12 protein-coding genes and 2 pseudogenes are annotated in these 13920 nt (G+C 63.0%); 4 read left to right on the top strand and 10 right to left on the bottom strand.

Translation table 11 applies throughout. The annotated features are described in order from the left end of the window. Genes epsC through AC3WLM_RS12240 form a run of 3 tightly spaced genes read right to left on the bottom strand, consistent with a single transcriptional unit; the run spans position 1 to position 2689 of the window. The gene (gene epsC / locus AC3WLM_RS12250) at positions 1–726 is read right to left on the bottom strand and encodes a serine O-acetyltransferase EpsC (protein ID WP_492477495.1); all 726 of its coding nucleotides are present in this window, start codon (positions 724–726) and stop codon (positions 1–3) included. A gap of 26 nt (positions 727–752) precedes the next feature. Next, positions 753–1367: an HdaA/DnaA family protein gene (locus AC3WLM_RS12245; protein ID WP_492477494.1), complete on the bottom strand. Its 615-nt coding sequence runs from the start codon at positions 1365–1367 to the stop codon at positions 753–755. Positions 1368–1399: 32 nt separating this feature from the next. Beyond that, positions 1400–2689 (bottom strand): heavy-metal-associated domain-containing protein, encoded by a 1290-nt coding sequence (locus AC3WLM_RS12240; protein ID WP_492477493.1) that lies wholly within the window; start codon positions 2687–2689, stop codon positions 1400–1402. Positions 2690–2801: 112 nt separating this feature from the next. On the opposite strand from AC3WLM_RS12240, the gene purM reads away from it, so the two are divergent. The 3 genes from purM (at position 2802) to AC3WLM_RS12225 (ending at position 5993) form a co-directional block, all read left to right on the top strand. Continuing rightward, complete coding sequence (gene purM / locus AC3WLM_RS12235; protein WP_492477492.1) at positions 2802–3908, top strand: phosphoribosylformylglycinamidine cyclo-ligase; 1107 nt, start codon at positions 2802–2804, stop codon at positions 3906–3908. Then, a complete protein-coding gene (purN, locus tag AC3WLM_RS12230; RefSeq protein WP_492477491.1) occupies positions 3901–4842 on the top strand; it encodes a phosphoribosylglycinamide formyltransferase in 942 nt (313 codons plus the stop codon). The genes purM and purN overlap by 8 nt, the downstream gene beginning before the upstream one ends. A gap of 86 nt (positions 4843–4928) precedes the next feature. Beyond that, on the top strand, positions 4929–5993 hold the full coding sequence (locus AC3WLM_RS12225; RefSeq protein ID WP_231735465.1) for an MFS transporter: 1065 nt from the start codon (positions 4929–4931) through the stop codon (positions 5991–5993). Here the strand turns inward: AC3WLM_RS12225 and AC3WLM_RS12220 are convergent. The 7 genes and pseudogenes from AC3WLM_RS12220 to AC3WLM_RS12190 form a co-directional block, all read right to left on the bottom strand. Continuing rightward, positions 5990–6121 carry a hypothetical protein gene (locus AC3WLM_RS12220; protein ID WP_369821004.1) on the bottom strand — a complete coding sequence of 44 codons (132 nt, stop codon included), beginning with the start codon at positions 6119–6121 and terminating at the stop codon, positions 5990–5992. The genes AC3WLM_RS12225 and AC3WLM_RS12220 overlap by 4 nt on opposite strands. Before the next feature lie 198 nt (positions 6122–6319). After that, positions 6320–7711, bottom strand: a pseudogene (locus AC3WLM_RS12215) (TonB-dependent receptor); the annotation flags it as partial. Positions 7712–8152: 441 nt separating this feature from the next. Further along, a pseudogene (locus tag AC3WLM_RS12210) lies at positions 8153–8629 on the bottom strand (TonB-dependent receptor plug domain-containing protein); the annotation flags it as partial. A 227-nt stretch (positions 8630–8856) separates the two neighbouring features. Beyond that, on the bottom strand, positions 8857–9279 hold the full coding sequence (ndk, locus tag AC3WLM_RS12205) for a nucleoside-diphosphate kinase (RefSeq protein WP_039332627.1): 423 nt from the start codon (positions 9277–9279) through the stop codon (positions 8857–8859). Positions 9280–9357: 78 nt separating this feature from the next. Beyond that, complete coding sequence (locus AC3WLM_RS12200) at positions 9358–9789, bottom strand: DNA polymerase III subunit chi (RefSeq protein WP_492477490.1); 432 nt, start codon at positions 9787–9789, stop codon at positions 9358–9360. Then, a complete protein-coding gene (locus tag AC3WLM_RS12195; RefSeq protein ID WP_193827757.1) occupies positions 9789–9944 on the bottom strand; it encodes a DUF2256 domain-containing protein in 156 nt (51 codons plus the stop codon). The genes AC3WLM_RS12200 and AC3WLM_RS12195 overlap by 1 nt, the downstream gene beginning before the upstream one ends. 9 nt (positions 9945–9953) lie before the next feature. Next, the gene (locus AC3WLM_RS12190) at positions 9954–11426 is read right to left on the bottom strand and encodes a leucyl aminopeptidase (RefSeq protein ID WP_039332623.1); all 1473 of its coding nucleotides are present in this window, start codon (positions 11424–11426) and stop codon (positions 9954–9956) included. A 104-nt stretch (positions 11427–11530) separates the two neighbouring features. On the opposite strand from AC3WLM_RS12190, the gene AC3WLM_RS12185 reads away from it, so the two are divergent. Further along, on the top strand, positions 11531–13810 hold the full coding sequence (locus AC3WLM_RS12185) for an LPS-assembly protein LptD (protein WP_492477489.1): 2280 nt from the start codon (positions 11531–11533) through the stop codon (positions 13808–13810). The last annotated feature ends 110 nt before the right edge of the window (positions 13811–13920 follow it).

Below are 13920 nucleotides of genomic sequence, written 5' to 3'. Positions count from 1 at the left end.
TCAGCTGCGGTTCCTTCTGCCGACCGTGGTCGGAGTTGGCGCAGGCGAGGTATCGTCGCCACCCGTCTGAGCAGCGACGAGTGCCGCAACCTGTGCCTTCAGCGCTGCGACTTCGGCCTCAAGCTCATCAACCCGCGAGCCGCCGTTCGGCTCGCACGGCTCCTTGCACGGAGTGCCGTAGGGAATGAATTCCTTGAGCCACGTTTCTGCAGGCACCAGCGTGGAGCGAGCTTTCAGCCCGACCATCGTAGCGCCTTCAGGCACATCGTCGGTCACAACGGCGTTTGCCCCTACTCGAGCGCGAGGACCAACAGTGATCGGCCCCAGGATCTGGGCACCCGAGCCGATGATCGCGTTGTCGTTCAACGTCGGGTGACGCTTTCCGGGGATACCATTTGCAGGGTTCGTCCCGCCTAGCGTGACGCACTGGTAGATGGTGACATTGTCGCCAATCTCGGCCGTCTCGCCAATGACGGTGAAACCGTGGTCGATAAACAGGTGCTTGCCGATCCTGGCGCCCGGATGGATGTCGATCGCAGTCAAAAAACGGGAAAAATGGTTCACCAGACGAGCCAGGAAGAACAGCTTGGCCTCGAACAGCCAATGCGCGACTCGGTGGAAGCCGACGGCCCAAAGGCCCGGGTAGAGCAGGATCTCCCAACGAGAGCGGGGCGCGGGATCGCGCGAGCGGATCGAGTCCAGATAGGCGATCAGGCCGTTGAACATGCCCTGATTCTCTCTCTTTCAGGCGCTTAAAGCAAGCGCGGCTGGAATTCCCCTGTCCGCTCGGCAAGCGCGTCGCGGACCAGTGATATGGTGACGGGTGATTTACGCTCAAGAGACAGACGGTCAAGAGTTTCAATCAGCAACTCGATTTCTGCGTGCGTGCGTTCCACTCTGGGCAGGAGGTAGGCGATTGCCTGTTCGCCCAGAACAAGCCCCCGCCGCGCGGAATGTTCCACGATCAACCCAGCTACGAGCTCATCGTCTGGTGCGCCAAGCTCTATCAGCAAGGCCGAACCCAGGCGCGAGGCGAGATCGGGCAGAGTGATCGTCCAGTCACCCGGAGCGCGATCGCTGACCAGCAAAAGGGGACGTCCCGAAGCTTGTGCGCGGTTCCATTTATGGAAGATCTCGTCCTCAGGCAGCGAATCGGCGCTGTCCAACACCTCCCCTGCCCCACTCTCCGCAAACCAGCGGGCCAGCAGGCTTTTGCCCGAGCGTGGTGGGCCGACGAGAATTGCGGTGCGGAAGGGCCAGGTGGCAGCCGACTGCAGCGCTTCGATCACAGGCACCAGGCAGGGCCCCATGACCACGGTTTCGGCACCGCGCGCTGTCACGAGCGGAAGGGCGATCTGCGAAGACATCTGCCGAATATACGCTCGAATCGCGGTTCGGGTTACTTGCGAATCGAAAGCGCGCCCGCGCCGACCGTCACCCGCCAGCCCTGCGCCCGCAATGCTGCGGCCAACGTATCTATTTCGCCCGCGTAGGTGACGCGCATGACCGACGTGCCGCCAATCGCGATCGAACTCGAGACCGCGCTCTTCACCCCGGGGATGCCACGCACTGCGGCGATGCCGGCGTCGACCGCCGGGCCGTCCGCAGTGGCGAACTGGATGGTTATGGTTGCTCCGGCCGCAGCCGCCGTCGGCGTGGCAGCGGCGCTTGGCGTGGCTTCGGGAGCGGTCGCCGAGGCAGGCGTGGCGACCGGCCCTGCGCTTGCCAGCGTCTGCTCGATCAGCTTCGGATCGATTTCGGCCACCATGTTGAGCGTCGGATCGGGCTTCAGGACCCCTGCAACGAGAGCCTGGGTGTAGATGCCGTCCAGCCGGCCGATCGCATCTTCCAGCATCCTGGGCAGATCAGCTTCGCTCTTGGCGGTCAGGGTGAAGCTGCCGAGGAAGCGATTGTCCGGACCGTAGCGCGCGGTGAACGTGCCGCTCACAGGGCCCCCGGGGAATTGCCGGTCCAGGCGCGCGATTGGCATGATCACGTCGGACGCTCCGAATTCGTCCAGGATCAGCCGCCACCAGTTGCGACTGCGCCTATCAAGCTGCCCCGCCGTCAACAGGAGCGAATCGGAGCCTGCGCCAGCTGGTCGCACGTAGTCGATCGCGCTGCTGCCTGTGCGATACTCCGCCCACGCCTTTTGCCATGGAGTGCGGGTTTCGTAAACCGTCGCCACGCCGCCCTGGTAGAGGACCGGCACGACCAGCAGCGGCGCCGAGCGGGCCTTCGCGCCGGTCATGCCGAGTCGTTCACCGGTGCGGGCGCGGTCGAAGATCACGCCGAGACGCGCGATGTAACGGCGCGGACCGATCTGTTCGTGCTCGACAACCACAGCCGAAACCATCGATTCGATCGTCGAATCATCGAGCCCTGGAGCGGCCCCGCCACTACCGTTGCTTTCCCAGAGCTTGGTCCACGCCTTGCGCTGCGCTTCGCGCCAGCCCTTGTTGCGTGCGTCCTCGGCATTGTCGCCGCCGACGTTCACCTCGATCCCACGCACTTCGTAGTCGCCATTGCTGGCGATCGGCGGGATGCCGCGATCACCCTCGATCTGCGCGACAAGAGCAGCCCCGCCCAGTCCCGCGACGAGGGCAATGCCCAGCATCAGCGCCTTGCGGTTCTTCGCTTTTTCGATTGGCAGATGCAGGGCGACCAAGGGAACTCCGAAACCAGTCATGGCCGAAGGTCCGGCCGGTAAAGCACACGGAATTCGAATTCCGCAACTGGATGCCCGCTTTTGCCGAAACGAAAGTGGAAATCCAAGCAGGAAAGCGCTAGGCGCGCGCACCATGAGCGACAAGCAGGAAAAGCCCGAGAGCTATAGCTACGCCAAGGCTGGCGTGAACATCGCCGCTGGCAATGCGCTGGTGAAGGCCATTGGCCCGTTGGCGAAGTCAACCGCCCGGCCCGGCGCGGATGCGGAGCTCGGCGGCTTCGGCGGCTTCTTTGACCTCAAGGCGGCGGGCTACAAGGACCCGCTTCTTGTCGCTGGCAACGATGGCGTTGGCACCAAGGTCAAGCTGGCGATCGATCACGACCGGCATGACACGATCGGCATCGATCTTGTCGCGATGTGTGTGAACGACCTGATTGTGCAGGGGGCCGAACCGCTCTTCTTCCTCGATTATTTCGCCACTGGCCGTCTGGACAATGGCGTAGCCGAGCGCGTGGTCGCCGGAATTGCGGAGGGCTGCAAGCAGGCCGGATGCGCCCTGATCGGTGGCGAAACCGCGGAAATGCCCGGCATGTATGCCGACGGAGACTACGATCTCGCTGGCTTCTGCGTTGGTGCCGTTGAGCGCGGTGAGCAACTGACCGGCGGCCGCGTGGCGGAAGGCAACGTGCTGCTCGGCCTCGCCTCGTCTGGCGTTCACTCGAACGGTTACTCGCTGGTGCGTCGTCTCGCTGCAGACAAGGGCTGGAAGCTTGACCGCCCTGCCCTGTTCGACAACGAACGCCTGCTGATCGATTACCTCATCGAACCGACCCGCATCTACGTGAAGAGCCTGCTGCCCTTCATCCGCTCGGGCCGGATCAATGCGCTGGCCCACATCACCGGCGGTGGCCTGCTCGAGAACGTGCCCCGCGTCTTGCCGCAAGGCCTTCATGCGCGCATCGATGCCGACAGCTGGGAGCAGAGCCGCTTGATGGCGTTCCTGCAGGCGCAGGGAAATATCGAACCCGAGGAAATGGCCCGCACCTTCAACTGCGGCATCGGCATGATCCTGGCGGTGGAAGCGGCCGAGGCCGAATCGCTTGCCGCCGACCTCGCCGCGGCTGGTGAAACGGTCTATCGCGTCGGGACGATCGTCGCGGGCGAAAAGGGCTGCACCGTCACCGGCAGCGCCGAGACTTGGTCCGCCCGCGAGGCATGGGAAGCCACCCACATTGGCTGACCGCGTCCCCGTCGCCGTCTTCATTTCGGGCAGCGGCACCAACATGGCCGCGCTGCTCTATGCAAGCCGTGCGGCGGACTGTCCTTATGAGATCGTACTCGTTCTCTCGAACAACCCGGATGCTTCGGGTCTGAAACTCGCCGAGGCTGAGGGGGTGGCGACGTTCTGCCTACCGCACAAGGGCATTCCCCGGCCAGAGCACGACGCGATGATGGAGGCCGAGGTGGTCCGGGCCGGGGCGCGCTATATCGCCCTTGCCGGCTACATGCGCATTCTGAGCCCCGAATTTGTCGGACGCTGGGAAGGTCGGATGCTCAACATCCACCCTTCGCTGCTGCCCAAGTACAAGGGCCTGCACACCCACGATCGCGCGATCGAGGCTGGGGACAGCCACGGTGGGTGCACAGTGCATCTCGTGACCGCAGAACTCGACGATGGCCCGATCCTCGGCCAGACGCCGGTAGCAATCATTCCGGGCGATACCGGCGACAGTCTTGCCGCTCGTGTCCTGTTCGCCGAGCACCAGCTCTATTCGCGAACCCTCGCCAGCTATGTTGCTCGCGAGTACAGCGCTGGATGGTTGCTCGAGAAGGTGCGCGGCCTCGCTGCTGCCCTTCCTGATGTCGAAGAGCGTGAAAGCCACGGTGCCCCCGGCTGGCGCGTGGGCGGCAAGTACTTCGCCTATTTCAACGATCAGCACCATGGCGCCCCGCACATAGCACTGCTGGTGAAGACGAGCGGTCAGGACGAACTGGCCGCCCTGATCGAGCAGGACGAGGACACCTGGTTCCGGCCAGCCTACTATGGCGCAAGCGGCTGGGCAGGGCTGATTCTCAACCGTCCCGATGTCGACTGGGAGCACGCAGCCGACTGGCTTCGCCGCAGCTGGGCCGCCGTGGCGCCCAAGCGGCTCGCCGCAATGGTGGAGTTCTAAAGAACGCCATGCAGCTCACGGCCATCCGCCGCATTTACGCACACACAGGTCTGCAATCGTTTGTTGAGGCAAGCGGCGGGCTTTTCGTGGTCGGTTTTCTGGTCAAGCAGGGGCTGAGCCCGGCACTTGCACTGGCCAGTTTCGCTCTAGTGCTGCTTTCGCGCTTCGCCCTGCGAGCGGCGGTACTGCCCATTGCCCATGCGCACGGACTGCGCACCGTGCTGTTGCTGGGCTGCGGAGTGCGCGCAGCTTCGTTCCTTATGCTGCCGTTCGTCGAGGGCATGGGACTGCTGCTGGTGGCGTATATCCTGGTCTCCGGGCTTGGCAGCGTGCTCTATTGGACCGGCTATCACGCCTACGTCTCCGCTGCAGGCGATAACGCTGCGTTGGGGCGACAGGTGTCGATCCAGCAGGCGACCACCGCCGCAGTGGGAATCGTTGCCCCAGTTGCGGGGGGCTTTCTGCTTTCGGGCGCCGGGCCAGTCATCGGCTTTGCCGTGATTGCGGCGATGCAGCTGCTCGCGGGCCTGCCGTTGACGGGCGCGCCCAATCCGGCGGTCCCGCGCGAAAGCCGTGCAGACCCTGCGATCGTCAGCGCGGGGCGTAGAATCTATTTTGCCGAAGGGCTCCAGTCGGGCTGCTCGGTCGTGGTCTGGAACCTCGCGCTGTTCGTCACCCTGGGGCAGAGCTTCGAGAGCTTTGGCGGCGCGCTTGCGCTTGCCGGGTTGGGCGCAGCGGCAGGCAGCCTGATCATCGGCCGGCTGATCGACGGCGGGCGCGGGACGTATTCTCTAGCGCTGGCTTATGGTCTTGGCGCTGCGGTTCTGGTGCTCAAGGCCCTTGCGTGGGCCTCACCCCTGCCCGCGCTGATCGCAACTGCGCTCGGTGCGCTGGCCGCGCCCATGCTTGCAACTGCCATGCTTTCGCCGCTTTATGCCATGGCCCAGCGCTCGCAATGCACGCTGCGCTTCAACATGGCCACCGAGGGCGGGTGGGACCTCGGTTGCTCTTCTGCCGCACTGGTTGCCGCAGCACTGCTTGCCACGGATTTCGGCTACACTATGCCGATCCTGCTTGGCCTGCTCGCCATAGCCGGGATCGGGTGGGGCCTCACGCAATGGTATCGCGGCGAACGCGCCCTCACTGCCTAGATCTCGCTGGCCTGCACATTGGGACGGTTCTCGCGCGTCCCACGATAGCGAACGGACCTGTCGCTGGGATCGCCTGCAATCACCACATGATCTTCGTGCACTTCCAGCAGTTCGCCGGCGAAAGGCATGTCCTCGAACATCGGACTGCCGACGATACGATAGCTACAGTGTCACCGACCTTGAACGTCGAAGCATCGAAGTTGAACTCGAACGGACAGTCGCCAGCACCCATGCCCTGCATTTCAGGTCTCCTCTTGTGAATGACCTAAACAGAAAGGCCGCCGGGGTGAACCGGCGGCCTCTTGTCATTTGATCTGGGCGATGGCTCAGAATTCGTAGCCAAGCGTCACGCCGTAGGTCCGCGGCGGCATCAGCGTGCCACCGATGGTGCGGCTGGTGGCAACCGCGTAGCTGCCCGCCCAGACCAGTTCGTTGGTCAGGTTGCGCACCCAGAGATTTACCGAAGTCCGGTCGTCCGAATGGCGGTACTTCACGTTCGCATCAACCATCACATAGCCGTCAGCGGCCATGCGATCGTCGTTGAACTCGGTGTGGTACTGCTTTGAACGGTAGGACACGTTCGTGCCGAACAACACGCTGGCCCCGCTCGAAAGGTCAGCCGTGTAGGTCGGGTTGAAGTTCAGCGTCCACTTCGGGCTCATGCGGGTAGCGTTCCCGGACAGGTCTTCGTCAGGCAGCGAAGCGCCGCCAGGGCCGAACAGCGCCGCGTTCAGCGGGTTCTTCGAGAAGAACTTGGTGAACTTGGAGTTCAGGTAGGCTGCCGAAGCGTCAATGGCGAGACCATCGATCGGGCGCCAGCGCAGCTCGAACTCCGCACCATAGGCCCGCGACTCCGCTGCGTTTTCCAGAGCGCTGGCAAAGAACGGCGGGTTGGGGATCGGGAAGGTCCGCTGGAACTGGCCGTTCTTGAGCTTCTGGTAGAACACGGCAAGGTTCGTCTGCAGCGAGCCGGCGCTGTACTTGATGCCGCCTTCGAAGGCCTCGACCTTCTCGGGGTTCACGAACGGCGTGACCGCAGTGGCCGAACGGCGCGAACCGATTTCGGCGGTGCCGGACTTGAACCCGCGCGACCAGTTGAAATACGCCATCACATCGTCATTCGGACGGAACTCGACGCCGAGCGAGGGCGAGAAGTCGTCCCAGGTCTTCGATGTGTCCCACTGCAAGGGATCAAGCACGAAGCCGGTCGCGGCGGTGCCGATGCCGCTGTTGTTCTTGATCTTGCGCTTTTCCCACGAATAGCGCCCACCGGCCTTGATCGAGAACTGCTCGGTCAGGTCGTAGGTCACGTTGCCGAACACGGCCCAGGTCTCGACATCAAGCTTGCCGTCGAACTGGACGCGATAGGGGTCGGTGTTGGTCAGCACGTCAAAGCCGATGTGGTTTTCGACGCGGATGTGGTCCTTCAGGTAGAAGCCGGCGAAAACGGCATGCAGTTTGTCTGTATCGACGTTGAGCTGCAGTTCCTGGCTGAACTGGTTCTCGAATACCGGCTGCCAGTGGTTGGCGCTGGTACGCACGGCGTTGGTCTGCGCCAGCGGATAACCGGCGTAGGACGACATGTCGAAGTCATGGAAGAAGATCGCGCGGAAGTTGCGGTAGCTTGTCAGAGACTTGAGCGCGACCGTATCGGAGGCCGCATAGTCCATGATGCCGGTGAAGGCATACTGCTTGCGATCGTTGATCGGGTCATAGTTGGTGTTGAGATTGCGCACGTTCTTGGCGAACGATGCTGCGCTGCCGTCGGCGTTGGTGCGCTGGCCCAAGGCAGTCAGGCTCGGAACCGTCGTGCCGGGGAACGAAACTTCGCGGAACTTCACAGCGAGCGAACGATCGTTCTCGGTGTGAAGTTCACCCGTCAGCAGGATGGACAGCTTGTCGGTCGGCAGGAACTGCAGATGACCGCGCACCGACCACTGGTTGGCGTTGTCGATCTCGTTTCCCGTGAATTCGTTGATGCCAAAGCCATCGCGCTTGATGCGCTGGACCGCGAGGCGAGCGCGTACGCCTTCGGTGATCGGACCGCCGATCGCGGCATCGGTCTGCACCAGGAACGCATCGCCACCGAGGGTCTGGCGGACGTAGCCATCGAGCTTGTCGGTCGGCTTGGCGGTGATCAGGTTGACCGCGCCGCCGGTGGCGTTGCGGCCGTAGAGCGTGCCCTGTGGTCCACGCAGCACTTCGACGCGCTCGAGATCGAACATCGAGCCAAGCTGGGCCTGCGCGAGGCTGACGACGACGCCATCGACATGGAGCGCAACTGACGGGTCAACGCCCGGGAGCGAGCTCGACAAGCCGATGCCGCGGATGAACAGCTTTGCGAAGTTGAAGTCGTTTCCGAAGCTGATCGATGGAACCAGCGCCTGCAGGCCTTCAAGATTGACAGTGTTGTTGGCGGCAAGCTGCTCGGTGCCGACAGCAGCAACCGAAAGCGAGACGTCGGACAGCGACTGCGCACGCTTCTGCGCGGTCACGATGATTTCGCCGCCGTCCTCTGAGGACGCTGCGTCCTGAGCGGCGTCCTGCGCCAGAACAGGCTGCGAAAGAGCGAAAGCTGCAGCGGCAAACAGACTGGTGCGCGCCAGCAGGCGCGCGGAAGCGCGGGTTGTGAACATCAGGTATCCTCCCTGAAGAGGCTGGAAGGCCTCAGCGTTCTCGTGTTGGAACAACAGGCTACCTACGCCTTGTATGCTCCGCTTACAATTATGGTTATGTGGGATAACATGTGATTTGCAACGAAGCGTTGCATCTGCGCAACATTGACCGAAGGTCCGTCTCGCGCCCACGAAAAAGGCCGGAGCATCTCTGCCCCGGCCCTTCAATCAGCGGCGGCTTTCGCCGATCAGCCGACGATTTCTTCGGGCTTGAAGAAGTAGGCGATTTCGATCGCCGCGTTCTCGTCCGAGTCCGAGCCGTGGACCGTGTTGGCTTCGATCGATTCAGCCAATTCCTTGCGGATCGTGCCGGGCTCGGCGTTGGCAGGGTTGGTTGCACCCATGATGTCGCGGTTGCGCTGCATGGCGTTCTCGCCTTCGAGAACCTGCACGACGACCGGACCCGAGATCATGAACTCGACGAGGTCGTTGAAGAAGGGGCGTTCCTTGTGAACGGCGTAGAAGCCTTCTGCCTGCTCGCGCGTCATGTGGATACGCTTCGAAGCGACGACGCGAAGGCCTGCTTCTTCCAGCATCTTGGTGACCGCGCCGGTCAGGTTGCGACGCGTGGCGTCGGGCTTGATGATCGAGAAAGTGCGGGTAACCGCCATGGGAGCGTTCCTTGCGATAGGGGGAATCTGATTGCGCGCGCCCCTAGCGATGTTTGTGCTGCGGTGCAAGGATGGTGCTCAGGGCCCTTCCTTCCACTTGCCGCCCTCTTGCCGCCAATAGCGGCGCTCGACGCCTTCGCGGCTGCCGAGCATGCGCCAGCATCCCCGTGCATCGTCAATCCGCGCGGGCGGGAACAGCAGGAACACCCGTTCAAACTCACCCTCGCGCCAGATACCGTCGGCGAGCGCCATGTACCTTGCGCCATTGGCGGGCTCTGGCGCATCGGACAGCAGGACCGGCTGGCGCTCGTCCTGATCGGTCCCGGCACGGCCGTTGGCGAGAAATGTCTCGGGCAAGCGTGTCCAAAGTGCCTCACTGACACTGCGAAGCTGCGCCTCGTCCTCCGACACGACCAACAGCCGTTCTGCTGCGCCAAGCGTATTGCGCGCAATCAGCGGCAGGACCTGTTCGGCCGGATCACTGGTAAGCTGGTAGAAATCGACGCGCATCAGCCTGCAACCTTGCCCTTGCCGCTACGGCAGCGGTCGGAACAGAACTTCACGTTATCCCAATCCCGCTCCCACTTCTTGCGCCAAGTGAACGGCAGCCCGCAAGCGGCGCAAATCTTGGTAGGAAGGTCAGATTTGCGCCGCATCCTGGGCATGGGAAAGCCTCAAGCCTCCAGCACGTCGCGGACGTAGCGGTCGAGCACGCGCACACCGAAGCCGGTGGCGCCCTTGTCCCAGGTCTGGCCGGGCTTGTCAGCCCAGACCATGCCGGCAATGTCGAGGTGCGCCCAAGCCACGCCCTTGTCGATGTAGCGTTGGAGGAATTGCGCTGCGGTGATCGATCCGCCGTAACGCGGGCCAACATTCTTCATGTCGGCGATCGGACTGTCGATCAGCTTGTCGTATGAAGGGCCGAGCGGGAAGCGCCACAGCTTGTCGCCCGAAGCCTTGCCGGCTGCATCGAGCTTGGCGGCAAGGTCATCGTCATTGGCAAACATGCCGCCGTATTCATGGCCGAGCGAAATGATCATGGCGCCTGTCAGGGTAGCGAGATCGACGATCGTCTTGGGGGAATACTCCTTCTGCACCCAGGTCAGCGCATCACAAAGCACGAGGCGGCCCTCGGCATCGGTGTTGATCACCTCGACCGTCTGGCCGGACATCGAGGTCACCACGTCACCAGGGCGCTGAGCGTTACCGTCGGGCATGTTTTCGACAAGGCCGCACACGCCGATGACGTCTGCCTTGGCCTTGCGCTTGGCCAGCGCGAGCATTGTCCCGGCAACAGCGCCAGCGCCGCCCATGTCCCACTTCATGTCTTCCATGCCGGCGGCAGGCTTGATCGAGATGCCGCCGGTATCGAAGGTGACACCCTTGCCGACAAAGGCGGTCGGGCCAGAAGAACTTGAGGCTCCGGCCTCTGCCCCCTTCCAGCGCATGGCGAGCAGCTTCGGCTCACGAACCGAACCTTGGGCCACGCCAAGCAGTGCGCCCATGCCCAGCTCGGTCATCTCCTTGAGGCCCAGCACGAGGATCTCGACGCCGGTGCCCTCGAGCCGCGCCTTGGCGCGCTCGACGAAGCTTTCGGGGTAAATGATGTTGGCGGGTTCAGCGACGAGTTCACGGGTAAACTCGATGCCTTCGGCAAGCGCCGATTCTATTTCCCAAGCTGCCGCAGCGCCTTCCGGGGCATTGACCGCCACGATTTCAGTCAGCGACGGCTTCTGCTCATCGCTCAGCTTGGTGCGATAGACATCATGGCGCCAGCCGCGCAGCCGTGCACCGAAGAGAACGGACGCTGCCTCGGCACCGGACAGGCCCGAGCCGCTGAAGTCGATCGCCAAAGAAGTCTCGCCCGATGTCAGGTACTTTGCGGTCAGCGCCGCGCCGGCCTTCTCAAGACTGGCGCTGCGCTCGGTGGCGTCTGCCTTGCCCAAACCGGCCAACGCGAGCCGCTTCACGCCTGCATCGTGCGCAACGAAAGCTTCGAATACCTGGCCCACCTTTCCGGCAAACCGGGCGGCCGCAGCACCTTCGCGCACCACTGCGTCAAGATCGGACGGCAGCGCATCCTGCGCCACGAGACGGGCGACCAGACGGGGAAGCGGGGCATCGCTGGTGCGGAAAACGACCTTCATGGGGAACTCCTGAACGGAATGGACGTCACACTTCGACGCAAGCTGGGCGGGAAGCGGAAATTGTGGAATTGCAGTTAGGGTGCACTGGTGCGATAGGCAAGCGCATGCAACCCGCCCGGCGGCCGCAGCCGCAAGCCCTTGATCGTCGCTTGCGCCTTGCGCGTATTGCCGCTGCCTCTGCCGCGGCATTGTTCCCGCTCGCCGCATCGCAGACCCTTGCGCAGGAAGCGCCGATGGCCTCGCCCGCCGGCGACGAATCGAGCGTAGACGATCAGGTCCGCTTTGAAGCCGACAAGGTCCGCTACGACAGCAACGCCGAAAAGGTTTTTGCCGAGGGCAATGTCGTGCTGCGCCACGATGTTCAGACAGTGCGTGCAGACAATGTCACCTGGGACCGCAACACAGGGCAGATCCTCGCGACAGGCAACATCCGATTCGTGGATGAAGACGGCAACATCGTCTACACCGATCAGGTCGAGCTGACGGACGAATTCAAGGCTGGCGCTATCGAGGACCTGCTGGTGGTGTTGCGTACCGGGGGCCGCCTTGCCGCCGAACGCGGCACGCGCGACGAATCCGGCAACATGACGCTCGAGAACGCGGCCTATTCGGGCTGTGCAGTCGAAGATGACAAGGGCTGTCCTAAAAGGCCGAGTTGGGAAGTGACGGCAGCCCGCGTCTATTTCGACGCCAAGCAGAAGCGCGTGAAGTACAAGGGCGCCACGCTCCACATGTTCGGCGTGCCGATCCTGCCATTGCCCGGCCTGGGACACACCTCGGACTTCCGTGCCGAAACAGGCCTGCTGATTCCCGACTTCCGCCTTGGTGCAGCCAACGGCGCAGAAATCAGCGAGACCTGGTACTGGCGCATCGCCGACAACCGCGACCTTGCGCTGACCGGCACGTTCTATACCGGCTCGCTACCGATGCTGACGGCCAAGTACCGGCATCTCACCAACCTCGGTGCGTTCCAGGTTACCGGCTATGCGACGCGAAGCGCGCGCATTCCGCTTGGCAGTACCTCGACGGGCGCAGCCAACGCCAGCCAGCAATCATGGCGCGGGTATCTCGACGCCAACGGGAAGCTCCAGTTCTCGCCGCACTGGAGCCTGACCGGCAACGCACGTTTTGCCTCCGACCGCACCTTCCTGCGCCGCTACGACATCAGCCGTGACGACCGCCTGCGGTCTTCGCTGAACCTCGAGCGCATCGACGACGACAGCTATCTCTCGATTGCCGGCTGGGTCACGCAGACGGTCCGCGTCAACGATCCACAGGGCATGGTGCCGCTCGCCCTGCCAGCGATCGATTATCGCAAGAGGATGGCGTTCGACGGTGTTCCAGGACGGTTCGAACTGGAGGCCAACAGCCTGGCCATCGTCCGCACTGCGGGGCAGGACAGCCAGCGCGCCTTCGCGCGGGCGCAATGGGATCTGCGCACGATAACTGGGATGGGTCAGGAAGTAACCCTGACCGGCCTTTTGCGCGGCGATGCCTATCACAGTTCGGACAACGACCTTACTACAACGGCCATCTATCGGGGCCTGCCCGGTTGGCAGACTCGTGGAATTGCCACCGCAGCCATCGATGTGAAGTGGCCTTTTGTGGGCGATGCGTTCGGCGGCACGCAAGTGCTGACGCCTCGCCTGCAAGTCGTCGCGACTCCGGGCGTTCGCAATTTCGAAATCCCGAACGAGGATTCGCGCTCGGTCGATCTGGAGGACACCAACCTCTTCGCGCTGAACCGCTTTCCGGGTCACGACCGTATCGAAGATGGGGTACGTTTCACATATGGCTTTGACTGGACGTTCCAGCGTCCGGGCCTCCGGGTCATGACAACCATCGGGCAGAGCTATCGTCTATCAAGCCAGGCGACGATCCTGCCTGACGGCACCGGGTTGACCAATCGCGCCTCGGACTACGTCGGTCGCACGACCGTCCGTTTCGGCGACGTCATCAAGTTCACGCATCGCTTCCGGCTCGACAAGGACAGCTTTGCGCTGCGCCGCAACGAGTTCGACGCGACGATTGGCAACCATCGGCGCTACATCGAAGCAGGCTACCTCAAGCTCAACCGCAATATTGCGACCGCGTTCGAGGATCTTCAGGACCGTGAAGAGCTGCGCATTGCCGCGCGCACGCCAATTACCAGTGCGTTTTCAGTGTTTGGTTCGGCAATCGTAAACCTGACGGACCGGAATGAAGACCCGACGCGCACGTCAGATGGGTTCCAGATGTTGCGGCACCGCCTCGGCGTGGCTTACACCGACGATTGCCTCGACCTGTCGTTCACTTGGCGGCGTGACTATGTGAACATCGGTGACGCGGTGCGCGGCAACTCGTTCCAGATATCCCTCTCGCTCAAGAACCTCGGGGTGAAATAGCCTCTTCTATTGCCCTTTTGCGTCTGATGCGCCACTCAGCTTGGGTTAAGCCGTACGCGGCCAGAGAGAGATCATAGCAGAAGGCCGCCTTACGAGCGCCAGTTCGACAG

This window comes from Novosphingobium sp. FW305-C-30-35 (assembly GCF_058783135.1).
Note: the sequence above shows the minus strand (reverse complement) of the source record. Positions and strands in the feature narration are given on the sequence as shown.

Bases quoted from the DNA above. Each gene is read 5' to 3' on its own strand.
- epsC (WP_492477495.1), bottom strand. From the start codon at position 726: ATGTTCAACGGCCTGATCGCCTATCTGGACTCGATCCGCTCGCGCGAT.
- AC3WLM_RS12245 (WP_492477494.1), bottom strand. From the start codon at position 1,367: ATGTCTTCGCAGATCGCCCTTCCGCTCGTGACAGCGCGCGGTGCCGAA.
- AC3WLM_RS12240 (WP_492477493.1), bottom strand. From the start codon at position 2,689: ATGACTGGTTTCGGAGTTCCCTTGGTCGCCCTGCATCTGCCAATCGAA.
- purM (WP_492477492.1), top strand. From the start codon at position 2,802: ATGAGCGACAAGCAGGAAAAGCCCGAGAGCTATAGCTACGCCAAGGCT.
- AC3WLM_RS12220 (WP_369821004.1), bottom strand. From the start codon at position 6,121: ATGCCTTTCGCCGGCGAACTGCTGGAAGTGCACGAAGATCATGTGGTG.
- ndk (WP_039332627.1), bottom strand. From the start codon at position 9,279: ATGGCGGTTACCCGCACTTTCTCGATCATCAAGCCCGACGCCACGCGT.
- AC3WLM_RS12200 (WP_492477490.1), bottom strand. From the start codon at position 9,789: ATGCGCGTCGATTTCTACCAGCTTACCAGTGATCCGGCCGAACAGGTC.
- AC3WLM_RS12195 (WP_193827757.1), bottom strand. From the start codon at position 9,944: ATGCCCAGGATGCGGCGCAAATCTGACCTTCCTACCAAGATTTGCGCC.
- AC3WLM_RS12190 (WP_039332623.1), bottom strand. From the start codon at position 11,426: ATGAAGGTCGTTTTCCGCACCAGCGATGCCCCGCTTCCCCGTCTGGTC.
- AC3WLM_RS12185 (WP_492477489.1), top strand. From the start codon at position 11,531: ATGCAACCCGCCCGGCGGCCGCAGCCGCAAGCCCTTGATCGTCGCTTG.